The following is a 17,014-nucleotide window of genomic DNA, read 5'->3' as shown; positions in this document are numbered from 1 at the left end:
CTCCTTTACCAAAACAGGGACATTAGGAATATCTTGAACACTAAAAAATCGGTTCATACTGTTAGATAACTTTTCCATTCTGCTATAGTTAGTTCTTCTTTACAGAAAGCTCTTATAAAGGCTTTAGCTAAACTAGTATTAGTTAAAAGCGGAATATTGAAATCTACTGCTGAGCGTCTTAGAGTATAGTTATTATCTATTTCGGAATATTTGTTATGAGGAATATTGATAATGAAATAAATTTTTTTCTTTCGAAGATAGTCAAAGACATTGGGGAAATGATGCACACCTGGCCAGGACAATAGCTTTGAAGTTAAACCATAATCCATAAGAAATGGATATATCTCCTCTGTCGAAAACAGTTTATATCCCTTATACACCAATAGTTTAATAGTATTAATAAAATCTTCTTTTAAAGAAGAAATTTCTCCTGAAATTAAAAGATGCTTGACAGGGACGCTAAAGCCAGCAGACAACATAGCTTTTATGAGGCACTCATAAAAATTGTTTCCCAAACAACCTACTTCACCTGTAGAAACCATATCTACACCTAGGACAGGATCTGTCCCTGGAAGACGTGAAAAGGAGAAGTACGAAACTTTTACACCTATATAATTAAAAGAAAAAAAAATTCCACAAGGATTCGTGAGTTTTCCTAACATTACTTCAGTAGCTAATCGGATCATATTAAATCCAGAGACTTTAGAAATAAAAGGAAAACTTCTGGAAGCTCGTAAATTGCACTCTATTACTTGAATTCGGTTATTTTTAGAAATAAACTGTATATTAAAAGGTCCTGAAATATGAAAATATTGTGCAATTTGTTTAGAAATACGTTCGATTTCTTGGAACGTAGATAAGTAAATATTTTGCGGAGGATATACTAAAGTAGCATCTCCTGAATGTAATCCAGCAAATTCTATATGCTCGGAGACGGCATGATAAATAAGATCACCTTTATGAGCCACAGCATCTAGTTCTATTTCTTTAGCATTTTCTATAAATTTACTTATCACTACTGAATGTTCAGACGTCTCCAATTTATCAAAAAAGTATCTAAGTTCTTCTACATTAAAAATTACGTTCATTCCTGAACCTGATAGGACATACGATGGTCGGATTAATATCGGATATCCGACCTCTCTAATAAAGGTCTGAATATCGTTCATCTTAGAAAATTCTTTCCACATAGGTTGTTCTATGCCTAGGATATCCAAAGCTTTGGAAAACTTATAACGGTCTTCTACTTCATCTACAGAAGTGGCTAAGCTTCCTAAAATTCTTTGCTTATTTTGATGGAGTGGGAATGCAAGATTGTTGGAAATTTGTCCTCCCATAGATACAATCGTCCCTTTCGGGGTTTCTAGTTCTAGAATATCTAGCACACGTTCTAGAGTGAGTTCTTCAAAATATAATCTTTCACATTCGTCAAAATCTGTACTGACAGTTTCAGGATTACAGTTGATCATTATCGATCGATAACCTTCAGAATGAAGAACCTTTAATGTGTTCACACAACACCAATCAAATTCTACACTACTACCTATACGATACACACCAGATCCTAAAACTACTACTGACCGTCCATCCCCTTCGTAATCAATATCATGACGATAAGCATGATAACTCATATACAAGTAGTTGGTATATGCTGGATATTCAGCTGATAAAGTGTCTATACGACGTACGTGAGGAAAAATTTTGAGAGTTTTTCGTATATTACGAACCATAGAAGAAGATATAGACATATGTTCGTCAGGGCTAAGAATAGCTCCTATTTGTCGATCTGAATATCCTTGCTTTTTGGCTAAATAAAAAATATTTTTAGGTAAATCTTCATACTTTTTGTACCGTGATAGTATTTTTTTTGTGTGATGAATATTGCGAAGCTTGTAAAGAAACCAAAGATCAATACGTGTAAGATCATAAAGTTTTTCTGCTGTGTAGCCTTCATCAAAAGCAGCTTCCAGCGCTTTTACTCGCTGATCGGTAGGAATTATAAGACGTTTTTCAAGAGTGTCATCTTTTTTTTTTAGGATTGATGAATCCTTCTAATCCTATATCAAGCATCCGTAATCCTTTCTGGAACGCTTCTTCAAAGGATCCTCCTATAGACATAACTTCACCCACACTTTTCATACTACTGTCAATTTGGGTAGATGATCGGGAGAATTTTTTTAAATCCCAACGAGGAAATTTGCACACTACATAATCAAGAGACGGTTCAAAAAAAGCAGAAGTAGTTTGGGTAACATAATTCTTTAATTCATGTAAACCATAGCCTAAGGCTAGTTTTGCTGCTATAAAGGCTATTGGATATCCCGTAGCTTTAGAAGCTAAAGCACTTGAACGAGAAAGTCTTGCATTTATTTCAATAAGACGATAATCCTCAGAATTTGGGGATAAAGCGAACTGCACATTACATTCTCCTATTATTCCAAAAGCACGGGCAATAGACAGAGAAAATGTGCGAAGTTTCTGATATTCAGAATTAGGAAGAGTTTGTGAAGGAGCTACTACTATGCTGTCTCCTGTATGTATACCAATGGGGTCGAAATTTTCCAGATTGCATACCGTAATACAATTTCCGTATCGGTCGCACATGACTTCATATTCTATTTCCTTCCAACCTTTCAGGGATTCTTCTATAAGGATTTGTGAAGAATGTGATAAAGCTATGTCTATCAATGTTGCCAATTCCTTTTTATCGTGAGCAAATCCACTACTCAGTCCTCCTAAGGCATAAGAAGTTCTTATAATTATAGGGAAGCCTATTTCTTCAGAGGCCGAAAAGGCTTCTTCCAGAGAATGTACCACTATACCACGAGCCGTTTTGATATTCATAGTATTGAGTTTATCTCGAAAAATATCTCTATCTTCACTAGCAATAATAGACTCTATAGGAGTACCTAAAACTTTTAGAACATGTTTTTTCAATACACCTTTTTCAAACAGTTTCACGCCACAATTTAATGCTGTTTGTCCTCCGAAGGATAACAAAAGTCCACTAGGTTTTTCTTTTTCGATGACTTTTTTAATAAATTTTGGGTAAATAGGAAGAAAATAAATTTTATCGGCTATACCTTCAGAGGTTTGCACTGTAGCGATATTAGGATTCACTAAAATAGTCTCTATTCCCTCTTCTTTAATTGCTTTTAAGGCTTGTGTTCCTGAATAATCAAATTCTCCTGCCTCTCCAATTTTCAAAGCCCCAGAACCAATAACCAGAATTTTTTTCATCTATATAATTTATTGGATGAATGCATGCATTCTATAAACCAATCAAATAAAAATTCGGTATCTATAGGTCCACCAGAGGCTTCTGGATGAAATTGAACTGAAAAGAAAGGTTTATTTTCATGTATTAATCCCTCACAAGATCCGTCGTTGATATTTTGAAATAAAATTTTCCAGTTTGGAGGCAAAATTTGTACGTCAAGGACGTATCCATGATTTTGTGAAGTTATGTATGCCTTAGAGGTCCCTTCGAGCAAAACTGGTTGGTTATAGCCGCGATGCCCATATTTTAGTTTAAAGGTATTCACTCCTGCAGCGAGACCAATTAATTGATTTCCAAGACAAATTCCAAAGATAGGACGATTATCTTTAAGGGCATACTCCACGTGTTTTATAACCTTATGATAAGTCTTAGGATTACCTGGTCCATTAGAAAGCAAAATACCATCATAGTCGTCTTCTTTGGAAAAATCAGAAGACCATGGCACACGTATTATCTGGCAATTTCGGTTAAGCAAACAGCGCAAGATATTGTTCTTTACTCCTAAATCAACCAGCAACACCTTGTATTTTCCATGTCCGTATATAGTTTTTTCATTAATACACACCTTAGATGCTAGATTTTCCTGATTAGGATCATAAAATGGGATATCATGATTGATGATAATTTTTCCTAACATCGTCCCTTCTTCACGAATTTTTTTGGTCAATGCACGAGTATCTATTCCATAGATTCCAGGAACCCCATTCTTTTTCAACCAATACGAAAGACTATATCTCATGTTCCAATGGTAAGGATGATGTGAATAATCAGAAATGATTAAACCGTTAATATGTATGTTTTCTGATTCAGAAAAATCTGATATATTTTTACCTATATTGGGGATTCCGTAGTTACCAATAATAGGATAGGTATAGACCAATAACTGTCCTTTATAAGATGGATCAGTAAGGCTTTCTGTATAACCTGTCATGGAAGTATTAAAAACAACTTCTCCAGAAGAAGAAACAGGTGCTCCAAAAAGATGTCCAATATATTCTTTATCATCCTTTTGAAGGATTAAACGAGCGATAGGATCATTCATTTTCAAGATATTCAAGATAAGCTAAAGCACTCTTCAACTTTCGTACAAAACACATAGCCTGAGAATTAGATATACTGAGAGGAGGCAAAACACGTAAAATATTAGGTTGTACCCACTTTTTCTCTCTCTTAAGTTGTAGACAGGAAAATAACAACATCAAGCCACTAATCCTCTTTATTTGAGGACATTTTCAATCATACATTCATTTTTAATAACTTTTAAAACCCATGAAAAGCTTTGAAATAAGGAGCACACCTCCTAAAGGAAATCCATACCACTTTGAATTTCATCTCGAATAAGAGGAACATTGTACTTACGACAATATTCCTCGAAAAAAATCTACCCCAGGATCTATAATGCCAGCTACTCTCTGATTACCTTCAGTACACTCCCTTCCTGATCCAGAATTATTCTATCAAATTTGTCATTAAAAGAAGTAACTATTTTCGGATTATCTGTAATGGATAACGCTCCTATAGTCAGACCATGAAAAGCTTTTTTGAATGAAATTATCTTGTTTTTTCTGTTATGAAAAGATGCAATTTTTAAATTGCGTTGGGGAATCGATTAAAGATTTCACGGATGTCCAATAGAGATTCCTCCATAAAAATCTAGATATTTGTTTCCTTCCTTATCGAAAAGGAACCTTTTACTAATTCTAGTAGGAATTGTAGAATACACATCAAATGAATTTTCAAAATGCGATAGATTTTATCTGTAAACCCATAACTTCTTCCAAGTTGGACATCAGATTCATATTCTGAACTGCTTGGCCTGCGGCTCCTTTAACCAGATTATCTATAACACTACTGATAATCAACTGTTCTTTCTCTTTCATTAAGTGCAATAAACATTTATTGGTATTCACCACTTGTTTGAGACATAATGGATCTTTAGAAAGATGTGTAAAAGGATGATTTTTATAAAATTCTTGATAAAGGAACTCAACTTCCTGAAGAGGAGCCTTGCAATATGTGTATAACGTAGCAAATATTCCCCGGGAAAAATTACCTCTGTAGGGTACAAAAAAGAGTTTTTTATTAAAGCTAGGACACAATCGGAACAATACCTCTCTAATTTCTTTTAAATGCTGATGGGTAAACACTTTATAAGTAGTAACATTATTTACTCTCCAACTGAAATGATTACTTTCTCTCAATAGACGTCCTGATCCGCTAGAACCTGTAATAGCACTTATATGAATATCGTTATCAAGCCATCTTTCTTTAGCTAGTGGTAACAAAGGAAGTTCTATAGCTGTAGCAAAACAACCTGGATTAGCAATGTTTTTTGCTTTTTTAATGGCTTGACGTTGCAATTCTGGTAAACCATATACAAAGTTTCTGCCTGAAAAATGGGCATTTTTTGAAAGCCTAAAATCATGACTTAAATCAATAATGCAACTATTTGTTGAAATTTTTTTAACAGCATTTCTAGAATGCCCATGACCAAGACATAAAAATACTACCTCGACATCCTCCAAATGATCAGTAAAGCATAATTCAGTATCACCTAGTAAATCCTGATGAATTTTGGAAACCTCAATCCCAGATTGAGTACTGCTTACCACACTTTTTATCTGTACTTTAGGATGATGTAACAAAAGACGTAATAGTTCCCCAGCGGTATATCCTGAACTCCCTAATATTCCTATTTGAATCATTAGGGATTAATACTGTGATAAATTTTCATCGGGGTTCCAAATATTTTAATAAATCCTTTAGCTTCTTCAGAACTACAGGACTCATTTTCTTCCCCATATTTTGTTTTTTGAGTCTGCATAAGATCAAAAGGTGACTCAATGCCTATAAGTTCAAAACGATAAGGATGCAACTGTACGCTTACAATTCCGCTAACTCTTTCTTGAGAATTCATAAAAAAAGCTTCAATATCACGCATAACCGGATCGAAGTATTGCGCTTCGTGCAAAAGCATCCCATACCAATTCCCCAATTGTTCTTTCCAATAAATCTGCCATTTACTAAGAACATGTTTTTCAAGAAGGTGATGAGCCTTGAGAATTATCAGAGCTGAAGATGCTTCGAATCCTACACGTCCTTTAATTCCAATAAGTGTATCACCTACATGAATATCACGACCTATAGCAAAACGAGAAGCAATCCTCTCTAAACGAACTATATTTTCCACTGGATCGGTAACTTCTCCATTGATAGCGATCAATTCCCCTTTTGAGAAAGTTAGTTGGATTTTTTGAGGCTTAAACTCTTGTAAAGAGTTGGGATAGGTTCCTTCTGGGAAATTTTGGTTCGAAGTCAGCGTTTCTTTACCTCCAACACTAGTTCCCCAAAGACCCTTATTCAGGGAATATTGCGCTTTTTCCCATAATATGTCCACTCCATGCTCACGTAAATAATCCATTTCCTCCTTTCGTGAAAGTTTCAGATCCCGGATTGGGCTTATAATAATTTTATTAGGACACAATATTTGAAAGGCTAAATCAAAACGGATCTGGTCATTACCAGCACCGGTACTACCGTGAGCTATGGCTTTAGCATTGATTTCATTAGCATATTCTGCTATTTTAATAGCTTGAAAAATTCTTTCGGCACTTACTGATAAGGGATAAGTATGATTACGTAGAATATTTCCGAATATCAGATATTTTATACAATGCTGATAAAAATCATCTTTTGCTTCTATATTTCGATGAAATTTGGCTCCTATAGCATAAGCCTTTTTTTCGATATCAATTAATTCTTTTTCACTACTACCTCCAGTATTTACGATAGCTGTATACACATGAAAACCCTGTTGGGTTAGGAATTTTAAACAATAAGAGGTATCTAGACCACCACTGTAAGCAAGTAAAATTTTATCCCCAAAAAGTAATTTTTTATCACCAAAAAATAATTTTTTATACCCAAAAAGTAATTTTTTATTAGATTTTTTTTCACTAGGATCATATAAAATCCCGCTACATAAACACATTTTTCGGTTATGTCTAGTGAGAATATCATAGTTTGTACAACTTCTACATCCTTTCCAAAAGTCTTCCGATTTGGGAAGTACTGTTATAGGTACAGGTTTGAAACCCAAGTCCATATTCATTTTTAACACTGAAATGTTAGTCGTAATACTGAATATCTTTGACTTCGTAAATTTGTTTCTAGATAGTTGAAAGATTTCTGATTTAATTAGCTTGGCCACTCCTTTATTCCGAAATTCTGGAAATACAATAAGACCAGAATTAGCAACGAATTGTCTGTCCTGAAAAGTTTCTATATAACTAAATCCAGCAAGTATTCCGTCACAAAAAGCTATTACAGCATGACCTTCAGTAATTTTTTTTTTTACATATTCTGGATCCCTTTTAGCAATGCCGGTTCTACGTATCTTGGCAGATTCCTCGATTTGTTGACAAATAACTACAACATATTTCGTGTCATCAGCATTAGTAGTTCTGACTTTTATTTTCATCGAGAGAGGATCTTCTTAAGAAAGATTTAAGGAAATGTTGGGAATTTGTTCTAAATCTGATACTAATCCACGTTCTATACTAACTCCATAACTCCTAGATAACATACCCATATATCTTTTACCTTGATGATATAACAGGATGACCTTTAATTTTCTAGAACCCTTATACTTTGAAATCGTCTGTTCAATATTATTAATCATTTCATTATCTAACCTTTCTAAATCGATCTTCAAATAAAGATCTTTATCTGTCGAATTCAATACATTGTCAAGCAGTTGAATGTTCAAGAAGCTGACACGGAACTTTTGAAAGTTACTAAGTATTTTAAAGTTACTAAGTATTATCTTAAGATGGATCAAAGTATTTGGCACAAGTAAATAAGCATACTTTGTATAATATGCGCCAAATATTCTGAACTCCCGCGTTCCTTGATAATCTTCTAGAGTAAATACTCCATATCGACTATTGTTTTTTACAGATATTTTTTTTTCGAACCGAAGAATGATTCCATAGAGATTTACTTCTTTACCTCTCCATTTATATTCATTTCTATTGAATTCTTGAAGAGGAATACCTTCTATAGCTAGAATTTCCTGACGATAATCATATAATGGATGAGAACTAATGTAGATCCCAATGACTTCTTTTTCCTTCAGGAGTTTAATAAGATTTGGCCAGGGAGTACAATATGGTAATACGGGTTCCTCTTGAAAAAGAGAACACTGGTTTTTTTGTTTGCTATTCTGATATTTTTCTCCAAAACGGATAATTTTTTCAAGAGCAGTGAAACAATTTTTTTTTTTGTCAAAATATTGTGCACGATGAACATTGCTAAAGCTATCAAAAGCTCCTGAAAGTACTAAAGACTCTAAAGTCTTTTTATTCACTATCCGGAAATCAACTCTCTTTACTAAATCAAAAATGGAACGATAAATCCCTTTTTTTTCACGTTCCTGTAGAATAGCTTCTATCGAAGCTTCCCTTATACCTTTTATAGCTCCCATGCCAAAACGTATAGCTCCTTTTTCATTGACCGAAAAAGTATAATAGCTTTCATTAATATCGGGACAAAGTACTAATACTCCTAGACGACGACATTCTTCCATCAGGAAAATAATTTCCTTGAGGTTGTGCATATTATTACTCAATACTGCTGCCATATATTCAGACGGGTAATGAGCTTTTAGATAAGCGGTTTGAAAAGCAAGATTCGCATAACAAGTAGAATGTGATTTATTAAAAGCATAGGAAGCAAAGGATTCCCAATCAGTCCAAATTTTTTCTAAGATTTTTTTTGTATATCCTTTCTGGACAGCTCCTTCTATAAACTTACTTTTCATTTGATCAAGTACGGGTTTTTGCTTTTTTCCCATAGCCTTACGTAAGACATCAGCCTCTCCCTTACCAAATCCTGCAAGCTTTTGAGCCAACAACATTACTTGTTCTTGATAAATAGTAATCCCATAAGTACTGCTAAGGAATTCTTCCATTTCAGGGAAACTATATGTTATAGATTCCTTCCCATGTTTCCGGGCAATAAAATTTGGTATATATTGTAATGGACCTGGTCGATAAAGTGCATTAATTGCAATGAGGTCATCGAAATTGTCAGGGTTGAGTTTACGTATATAACTTTTCATCCCATATGACTCGTACTGGAATACTGCTACGGTATCTCCTCGTTGGAAAAGTTTAGAAGTTTTGGGATCATCTAAAGGGAATTGATTAGGATTGAGGATTAATCCATGACGGGTTTCGATTAATTTGATGCTATCTTTAATAATAGTTAGTGTTTTGAGACCTAAAATATCTATTTTTAGGAGTCCAGCATTTTCGACCCAATTATTATCAAATTGTGTAATAAGCAAATCTGAATCCTTGGAAATAGCTACTGGGATATAATTAGTAATGTCGGATGGGGTGATGATAATTCCGCAAGCATGGACTCCGATATTTCTCAGAGATCCTTCAATAACACTTGCTTGTCGTAAAACTTTTCCTTCAAGATTCTGTTCTTGGGAAATTTGTTTAATTTTTAATGCGTTTTCGAGGTCAAATACATGAATTTTTTCTTGGATCTGTGTGGACGAAAAAAGTTCTTTCAACGAAAGATTAGGCATCATTTTAGCTAAACGATCTGCCTCTGCTAATGGAAGATCAAGAACACGGGCGGAATCTCGTATAGCAGATTTAGCTCCCATCCTACTATAGGTAATAATTTTAGCAACTTGTTTTCGCCCATATTTTTTTACTATCCATGCTATTATTCTGTCACGACCACGGTCATCAAAATCTATATCTATATCTGGCATAGATATTCTATCAGGATTTAAAAAACGCTCAAAAAGGAGATTGTATCGGATAGGATCTATCTGTGTAAGACCTATACAGTAAGCTACCAAAGACCCAGCTCCCGATCCTCTCCCTGGACCAACAGATATTCCCATTTTTTTAGCCTGTGCCACAATATCTTGAACAATAAGAAAATAACCAGGGTATCTTGTTCTCTCTATGGTATTCAATTCAAATTCCAAGCGTTCTCGCAATCTTTTACTGAGTTTTCCATAACGTTTTTCTGCCCCTTGATAAGCTAAATAACTCAGATAGGCATTTTCTCCACGTTGCCCCTCATATGCAACTTTAGTAATTTCAAAATGAGGTAATATAACTTCTCTTTCTAGAGAATAATGACTGATTTTATTTATTAACTCCTCTAAATAATCAAAGGATTTAGGGAAATCTGAAAAATTCTCAATCATCTGAGAAGCACTTTTAAAATAGAACTCCTGGTTCCTAAATCCAAAACGATATCCTCTCCCTGAGCCTATTGGGGTAGACTTTTTTTCTCTATCTCGGACACAAAGCAGAATATCATGAGCATTAGCATCTTCCCTATCTAAATAAAAGCTATTATTTTGGGGTATATATTTTACATTATATTTTTCTGAAAATCTAAGTAATACTTCGTTAACATAATCTTCTTCCTCTAATCCGTGACGGAAAAGTTCTACATAAAAATCATCTTTAAAAGTGTTATGCCACCATTTAAAAATTTCTTCTCCCTGGATTTCTCCCTGATTAAGGATTGTGGATGGAATTTCAGAATCAAGATATCCTGTAAAAGTTATTAGACCTTCCTTATATTGCAGAATCAGTTCTTTACCTACTCGGGGTGCATATTGTCCATTTATGTAACCTTCAGAACAAAGTTTAGATAGGTTCTGATAACCATTTTTATTCTTTGCTAAAAAAACTTGTTTGTAACGTATATCAGGATGATCTTTAGTAATTTTTTTTTTAATATCATTTTCTGACATAAAAATTTCACAACCTATAATTCCCTTAAGGGTCTTCGATTTTTGATCAATTTGAGCATTGGCTTTCTCTATTTCTTTCAAAAAGGAAAAAGATCCCATAAGATTACCGTAATCAGTAATTCCTACCGCAGGCATTCCCCATTGAAATGCACGTTTGACCAGAGATGATACGTCTGTAGTAGCTGATAAAATCGAAAAAGTCGTATGATTGTGGATCTGCGCAAATTTGGCTCGCAAATTATTTATCTGTGCAGGTTTTTCTACAGGATGAACTTTCCGTTGACGGAATTCTGTACAGACGTTTTGACCGATAGGACTTATCTTCAGAGATTTAACTTTTTGTATGAATTTTTTTACTCTAAATTGATCGATCCCTAATTTATCAACTGAGATGACACCTAAACGTAATAATTCAACAAAGCAATGCACTGTAGCCTCAACATCAGCTGCAGCATTATGCGCTTGCGGAAAATTGGTACCAAAAAGTTTATAATATAGTTCAGTCAGAGTGGGCCATTTAAATTTTTTACCTCTTCCTCTTCCCTTAAAAGCACAATAATTTATAGATTCATCTTTAGTATCTAAAACAGTTTTTTGCAAAAACAAATTCGGATAATTCTTTCTAAAGAATTCGCAACTGACAACGTTGATATCAAAAGCAATATTATGACCAATTAGAAATTGACTTTTCTCCAGAGCTTTTTTAAAACAAATAAGAACATCCTGTAAAGGATATCCTTCTCTTAGAGATCTTTCAGCAGTAATACCATGAATTTTAACCGAATTAAAAGGAATATCAAATCCTTCAGATTTGACAATAAAGTTTTTTACCTCAATCCTTTCAAAGGTCTCATCATACAATTGCCAAGCGAGTTGAACCATACGCGGCGACTTCTCGGTATCATAATTTTCCGGTAAACCATTGGTTTCAGTATCAAAAATCAAATACATGTTACCACATATTATAAAGAAGAAAACCAATTTCTTCTTCGGTCACCCTACTTTTATTGGATTGTATTTCTCTAATACCAGAGGCTTTAATAGTATTTTTCTTTTCATCTAGGATGAGACCTAAAAAATCCATTTCATCACAAATAATACTTCGGACAAAGGCCTCATTTTCTCCTGCTAATTTAGCTTTAGGATCCTCCTTTTTATCTCGCAGATCGCTGTTTACAGATAGGGCTAACATTCCACTTTTTTTATTCAATATATCGGATAGATATTCAGGGCTATACGACTTACTTAAAAGGTAAAAAATTATTGTTGTATCTAAATCTCCACTACGAGTACCCATAATAAGTCCACTATTGGTACCCATACTGGTTTCTGTAGAAATGCCTTCCTTAATAACCGCTCCATTTCCTAAATGAAGAGTAATAATTTTTGCCCGTGGATTTTTTAGGCAAACTCTTTCGAGGGAAACCCAGAAGATTGGCGGTAAGGGAGGAAAAACAGAACGAATTACTTTTTTAGAAATTTCTATAGTTTTGGTCATTACCACCATGTACCACTCTATGACCAATAGCGAAGATCTCATCAGGAATTTTAATAACTCCTATTTGGCTATCAGAGAGTAAAATATTTATTTGTTCAAAACCTGAAATGTGATCGTCTATTTTAAAATTTTTCTTTAATTCTAGCCAAGAACCATTTTTAAAGTATTTATGATGAAGATGTCCTCCTTCTATACCTATTCGTTCTATGAGCCCTTTGGATAAGACTTTATTTTCAGGCATCTCCATTAGTTGATATAGAGGAATTAATAATCAGAATTTTCATAAATATGTTGCTTGTATAGAGGTAACAATAATAGTATTATAAATGTCTTCGCCTCATTTATAGGCTCCCTTGTAGCTAAAGATTTAGTTTCTCTTTGCACTGCTTTATAAGTATTATTTCCTGTATTAAGATCAGGAAAAATAAGCACATTAGCCTTTCCGGCTCCAGAAGAATTGGGTCTTTTGTTTTCCAACAATAGGCGTCGGCCTTCAATCAATAGATCCTGAGCTCGGGTTTTTACAGGGACACGATCATGTAAAAGCATGAAAAAAATAGAAGAAACTGTGTTTACTCCAGTTTGAGAAGAGTCTGCTCCAGAGACCATTCCGTCAGCTAATCCTTTGTAAACCATCATAGTTCCGAAATAAGAAAAATCCAACATAAGTTTTTGTGAGCATATTGCAAACCCTTATTTTTTCTAAGATTAAATAAAGTTTTTGAAAAATCTTCGTGATAAATGGAAGAAGAAGGATCAATAAAAGAAATACGTTGTTCATCCTCACTAATAATTTTTTTTTCTTCAAGCGTACCAAGTTTTTCTGCAGAAATATAGGTTTGATTAATCACCACCATAATAATATTTCCTTCTATATTTTTATACTCTATCAGATCAATATTTTTTCCATTTCCAGGAAACCTTCTACCACTATAAAATAAAAAAATTCTTCTAGTTTTTTAGATTTGATGATCGAAAAGACTGTTTTTTTTACCAGTATTATATAATGTCACAGCTTCACTTTTAGTAAAAACAAAAGTTTCTTCATGCTGCATTTTTAACTTAAAATAGTCTACTACTGTAGTAGTATAATCATCTATAACACTGTTATTTTCTATTATCGGTAAAAGAAAAGAAAAGAAAAGCCACTGTAGAAAATATAAATACAGAACGATTCATGACTAATTAATGATTTTCCATAAGATAACGTTCTAAATCAAGTGCTGCACCCCGTCCCAGATGAAGTTGACGGGAAACCGCATCTTGGACATCTCCAGCAGCAAAAACACTAGGGAGATTGGTGTGTGTACTTCCTTTTTTAGTCTAACCCATTTTATCCAAATTCCCCCTAAAGATAGCTGTATTAGGAATCTGACCAATAGCTATAAAAATACCATCTATGGAAAGAATAGATTCCTTTTGATTGTTAATGATTCGCACACCTTCAACAAACCTCTCACCTAAAATTTCCTTAATTTCATGAGAAAAATAAATTTTGAGATTCGATATTTTCCATAAACGACATTGCATAGCCTTTGAGGCACCACTTCGCACCAATAAATATACTATTTTACATATCTTAGAAAGATAAATTGTTTCTTCAAGGGCTCCTCCAACGACAGCTACTACTTTATCTTTATACAAGAAACCGTCACAAATAGCACACGAAGAAACTCCGTATCCTTTTAATCGTTCTTCACTTTCTAAACCTAGATCTTTAGATAAAGCTCCTGTGGCTATAATGATAGCTTTGGCCTGTACTTTTTCATTATTGTCAGTATATAGTTGATTGATACAATTTTTTTCCTTTGCTAGGGAAACTTTTACAATCGTCTGCCTTTTTACAATGGCCCCATCAGCTTGTTTTTTCATCTTTTCCATTAATTCAGGTTAGCTGTCCTCCAGGATTTTTTCCTGACTAAAGGGTTAAGACCAGCTCGTGCTGTATAGATAGCAGCGGAATAACCTGCAGAACCTATTATAACACAATTATGAACAGATTCTTTTAACATTCATATATATTTTATTACACTCTAGGATAAAACAAATATTCCAAATAAGTTCTGGCAAAATATTATTTTCTGACAGAGGAGGATAATCAATCCCCTTGGATTGTTTATCGGCTTCTCTGAGATAGGAAAAGATCTTTATATTTTCTTGTAAAGAATAATGATGTGCGGCTTTTTCATAATCTTTTATAAGAGATGGAAAAACATTTAATCTCTTTGAGAGATTCTCTCTAGTCTCAGGAATACTTAGATGGTACTTTACAAGATTTACAAAAAATCGATAAAGCACGTTAATTAAAAATATGAGAGGGAATTCTTTGGAGTTTTTCCCCAAAAAAAAAGAGATTTCTTGCGTTTTATGAAAATTTTTCTCAGCTATTGCCCTTTGCCACGAAAAAATATTGAAATTCTTTTTTATACCAGTATACTGCTCAATATCCCATATAGTAATTTCAGCACCTTCCGGTACAGCTAAATCAACTTTTTCCAGTGCTTGAACAATAGTAGATAAAGAAGTTCCAGCAGATTCATATAAAAGCTGTTGTGCTTTTGAAGTAATGCTTCTATTCAGACTCTTTACTTGACGAGAAATCCAATCGGGAATTTGGGATTCTCGATATTTTTTACTATTGAACACTAACCCACCATGATTGTGTATCAGTTTATATAATTTTTTATTATGATCTAGTACTTTGTTTTTATAACATATTACCAATATCGTACTCCTTATAGGAGCCTCTACATAAACACCTAATTTGTCTATACTTTTTTCCATCATTTGAGCCTCTTTTAAAAGAATTACTATATATTTACTTGTTATTGGATATTTGATGGCCTTTTCGATAACACTAATTATATCTGTTTCGGTCCCGTACAGAACAATTTTATTAAAAAACTTTTCCTCTTTAGATAGTATGTTTTTTTCTATAAACCGACTAATTAAATCAATGTAGTATGATTCCTCACCCATCAAAAAATAAATAGGTTTATATCGTTTATTTATGAAATCTTCTATAATTTTTTCATGGGGTTCCATTTTGAATAAATTTTACTGTATGATAGCATTAAAATAAACCCTACATACTCCAGAAGAGTGGGTACGACCCTTATTCGAGAGAAGAAATACTCGTTACTAACAGGGAATGGATTAACCTATGCTTACTAACGGACTACAACATCTTTTTTTTAAGACCTCCTTCTTAATAGTAGGAATAAGCGGTATCTCCAATCATATGTTACGTAGGACTTCTCCATTTGCTGTAGGCACGCCAGTTAACTAAGTTCAGTACACGATAGTCCTTTCTCGCTATCGTCGCTATTGTGGTCTTCTACCGTAGTTCTCATGTATAAGCCCCGATAATAATAATATTTCTTTGTGATTTACACCAATTCCTTAGAGAACCACCAAAGTCACACGTTTAATCTCCTTTATCTAGAATGAGACTAAACCGATATAACATCTAATATTTTAATGATATCTTTATTGATTTCTTTTTGTTTCTGTATTGCCTCTTCAAAAGTAGTAAAAATAATTTTCCCGCTTCTAATCCCAATCAGAACTTCTCTTTTACCATGTAACAGAGCCTCCACAGCTTCTACGCCAAATCTACTAGCTAACACACGATCATAACAACTAGGATTTCCTCCACGTTGAACGTGTCCAAGAATAGAAACTCGAATATCGTAATAGGGGAATTTTATTTGTGTAGCTTTGGCCAAAGCATATACTCTTCCAAGCTTTTTCCCTTCTGCTACTACGATAATACGAGATGATTTTCCTTGATTGCTTCCTCGTTCTACAGAGGAGAATAACTTATCAAGAGTATAATCTTTCTCAGGAATGAGAATATCAAGTGCACCAGTAGCAATTCCGCTGTTTAGGGCAATAAACCCAGAATCACGACCCATAACCTCTATAAAAAATAAACGATTATGAGATGTCGCTGTATCGACAATTTTGTCGATTACATTTACCACAGTGTTTAAAGCTGTATCATAACCGACAGTAAAATCCGTTCCATAAATATCATTATCTATGGTGCCAGGTATCCCAATAATAGGAATATCATATTCGCTTCCGAATACCTTAGCTCCAGTAAAAGACCCATCTCCACCGATGATGATTAAACCTTCCATTTTATATTTTTGAATGTTTTCATAAGCTTTTTTCCTACCCTCAAAAGTTCTAAATTTATCAGATCTCGCTGTCTTTAGAAAAGTTCCTCCCCGGTGGAGAATATTTCTAACATCTTTAGTTTCCAATTCTAGGACATCTCCTTCAATGAGACCTTTATATCCTAATCTAATACCGAAACATTGTATTTCGTACTGTGCAGCAGTATGAACCACAGCGCGAATAGCAGCATTCATTCCAGGAGAATCACCTCCTGAAGTCATTACCCCTAACTTTTCTACTCCCATTATAATTT

At 34.0% G+C, this 17,014-nt stretch carries 12 protein-coding genes and 1 pseudogene; all 13 read right to left on the bottom strand.

The annotated features are described in order from the left end of the window. Window positions 1–53: 53 nt before the first annotated feature. The 13 genes and pseudogenes from carB to pfkA all read right to left on the bottom strand — a co-directional run bounded on the left by carB (window position 54) and on the right by pfkA (window position 17,006). Window positions 54–3,240: pseudogene (carB, locus tag FNIIJ_RS01890) on the bottom strand (carbamoyl-phosphate synthase (glutamine-hydrolyzing) large subunit). After that, window positions 3,237–4,322 (bottom strand): glutamine-hydrolyzing carbamoyl-phosphate synthase small subunit, encoded by a 1,086-nt coding sequence (carA, locus tag FNIIJ_RS00565; protein WP_038436116.1) that lies wholly within the window; start codon window positions 4,320–4,322, stop codon window positions 3,237–3,239. The pseudogene carB and the gene carA overlap by 4 nt, the downstream one beginning before the upstream one ends. 694 nt (window positions 4,323–5,016) lie before the next feature. Then, window positions 5,017–5,985: an N-acetyl-gamma-glutamyl-phosphate reductase gene (gene argC, locus FNIIJ_RS00560; protein ID WP_038436115.1), complete on the bottom strand. Its 969-nt coding sequence runs from the start codon at window positions 5,983–5,985 to the stop codon at window positions 5,017–5,019. Continuing rightward, entirely contained in the window at window positions 5,985–7,760 is a 1,776-nt protein-coding gene (gene argG / locus FNIIJ_RS00555) for an argininosuccinate synthase (RefSeq protein ID WP_038436114.1), read from the bottom strand. The genes argC and argG overlap by 1 nt, the downstream gene beginning before the upstream one ends. Window positions 7,761–7,775: 15 nt before the next feature. Beyond that, the gene (gene dnaE, locus FNIIJ_RS00550; RefSeq protein ID WP_038436113.1) at window positions 7,776–12,029 is read right to left on the bottom strand and encodes a DNA polymerase III subunit alpha; all 4,254 of its coding nucleotides are present in this window, start codon (window positions 12,027–12,029) and stop codon (window positions 7,776–7,778) included. Between the two features lies 1 nt (window position 12,030). Further along, complete coding sequence (locus tag FNIIJ_RS00545; RefSeq protein ID WP_158499131.1) at window positions 12,031–12,585, bottom strand: hypothetical protein; 555 nt, start codon at window positions 12,583–12,585, stop codon at window positions 12,031–12,033. Further along, window positions 12,551–12,823, bottom strand: a complete 273-nt coding sequence (locus FNIIJ_RS00540; RefSeq protein WP_038436111.1) for a hypothetical protein — start codon at window positions 12,821–12,823, stop codon at window positions 12,551–12,553. The genes FNIIJ_RS00545 and FNIIJ_RS00540 overlap by 35 nt, the downstream gene beginning before the upstream one ends. A gap of 17 nt (window positions 12,824–12,840) precedes the next feature. Continuing rightward, complete coding sequence (locus FNIIJ_RS01800; protein ID WP_233485142.1) at window positions 12,841–13,215, bottom strand: phosphate acyltransferase; 375 nt, start codon at window positions 13,213–13,215, stop codon at window positions 12,841–12,843. After that, window positions 13,212–13,433: a hypothetical protein gene (locus FNIIJ_RS01795; protein WP_038436109.1), complete on the bottom strand. Its 222-nt coding sequence runs from the start codon at window positions 13,431–13,433 to the stop codon at window positions 13,212–13,214. The genes FNIIJ_RS01800 and FNIIJ_RS01795 overlap by 4 nt, the downstream gene beginning before the upstream one ends. Before the next feature lie 466 nt (window positions 13,434–13,899). Next, window positions 13,900–14,457 carry an NAD(P)/FAD-dependent oxidoreductase gene (locus FNIIJ_RS00525; protein ID WP_051673237.1) on the bottom strand — a complete coding sequence of 186 codons (558 nt, stop codon included), beginning with the start codon at window positions 14,455–14,457 and terminating at the stop codon, window positions 13,900–13,902. Continuing rightward, window positions 14,457–14,588, bottom strand: coding sequence for a hypothetical protein (locus tag FNIIJ_RS01850; RefSeq protein WP_316929437.1), 132 nt, complete (start codon window positions 14,586–14,588; stop codon window positions 14,457–14,459). The genes FNIIJ_RS00525 and FNIIJ_RS01850 overlap by 1 nt, the downstream gene beginning before the upstream one ends. After that, complete coding sequence (gene holA, locus FNIIJ_RS00520; RefSeq protein ID WP_051673236.1) at window positions 14,566–15,621, bottom strand: DNA polymerase III subunit delta; 1,056 nt, start codon at window positions 15,619–15,621, stop codon at window positions 14,566–14,568. The genes FNIIJ_RS01850 and holA overlap by 23 nt, the downstream gene beginning before the upstream one ends. Before the next feature lie 407 nt (window positions 15,622–16,028). Beyond that, complete coding sequence (gene pfkA / locus FNIIJ_RS00515; protein WP_038436108.1) at window positions 16,029–17,006, bottom strand: 6-phosphofructokinase; 978 nt, start codon at window positions 17,004–17,006, stop codon at window positions 16,029–16,031. Between the last annotated feature and the right edge of the window lie 8 nt (window positions 17,007–17,014).

The sequence above is a fragment of the Candidatus Walczuchella monophlebidarum genome (assembly GCF_000709555.1).
GTDB classification, from domain to species: Bacteria; Bacteroidota; Bacteroidia; order Flavobacteriales; family Blattabacteriaceae; genus Walczuchella; species Walczuchella monophlebidarum.
Note: the sequence above shows the minus strand (reverse complement) of the source record. Positions and strands in the feature narration are given on the sequence as shown.

Bases quoted from the DNA above. Each gene is read 5' to 3' on its own strand.
- carA (WP_038436116.1), bottom strand. From the start codon at position 4,322: ATGAATGATCCTATCGCTCGTTTAATCCTTCAAAAGGATGATAAAGAA.
- argC (WP_038436115.1), bottom strand. From the start codon at position 5,985: ATGATTCAAATAGGAATATTAGGGAGTTCAGGATATACCGCTGGGGAA.
- argG (WP_038436114.1), bottom strand. From the start codon at position 7,760: ATGAAAATAAAAGTCAGAACTACTAATGCTGATGACACGAAATATGTT.
- dnaE (WP_038436113.1), bottom strand. From the start codon at position 12,029: ATGTATTTGATTTTTGATACTGAAACCAATGGTTTACCGGAAAATTAT.
- FNIIJ_RS00545 (WP_158499131.1), bottom strand. From the start codon at position 12,585: ATGGTGGTAATGACCAAAACTATAGAAATTTCTAAAAAAGTAATTCGT.
- FNIIJ_RS00540 (WP_038436111.1), bottom strand. From the start codon at position 12,823: ATGGAGATGCCTGAAAATAAAGTCTTATCCAAAGGGCTCATAGAACGA.
- FNIIJ_RS01800 (WP_233485142.1), bottom strand. From the start codon at position 13,215: ATGATGGTTTACAAAGGATTAGCTGACGGAATGGTCTCTGGAGCAGAC.
- FNIIJ_RS01795 (WP_038436109.1), bottom strand. From the start codon at position 13,433: ATGGTGGTGATTAATCAAACCTATATTTCTGCAGAAAAACTTGGTACG.
- FNIIJ_RS00525 (WP_051673237.1), bottom strand. From the start codon at position 14,457: ATGGAAAAGATGAAAAAACAAGCTGATGGGGCCATTGTAAAAAGGCAG.
- FNIIJ_RS01850 (WP_316929437.1), bottom strand. From the start codon at position 14,588: ATGTTAAAAGAATCTGTTCATAATTGTGTTATAATAGGTTCTGCAGGT.
- holA (WP_051673236.1), bottom strand. From the start codon at position 15,621: ATGGAACCCCATGAAAAAATTATAGAAGATTTCATAAATAAACGATAT.
- pfkA (WP_038436108.1), bottom strand. From the start codon at position 17,006: ATGGGAGTAGAAAAGTTAGGGGTAATGACTTCAGGAGGTGATTCTCCT.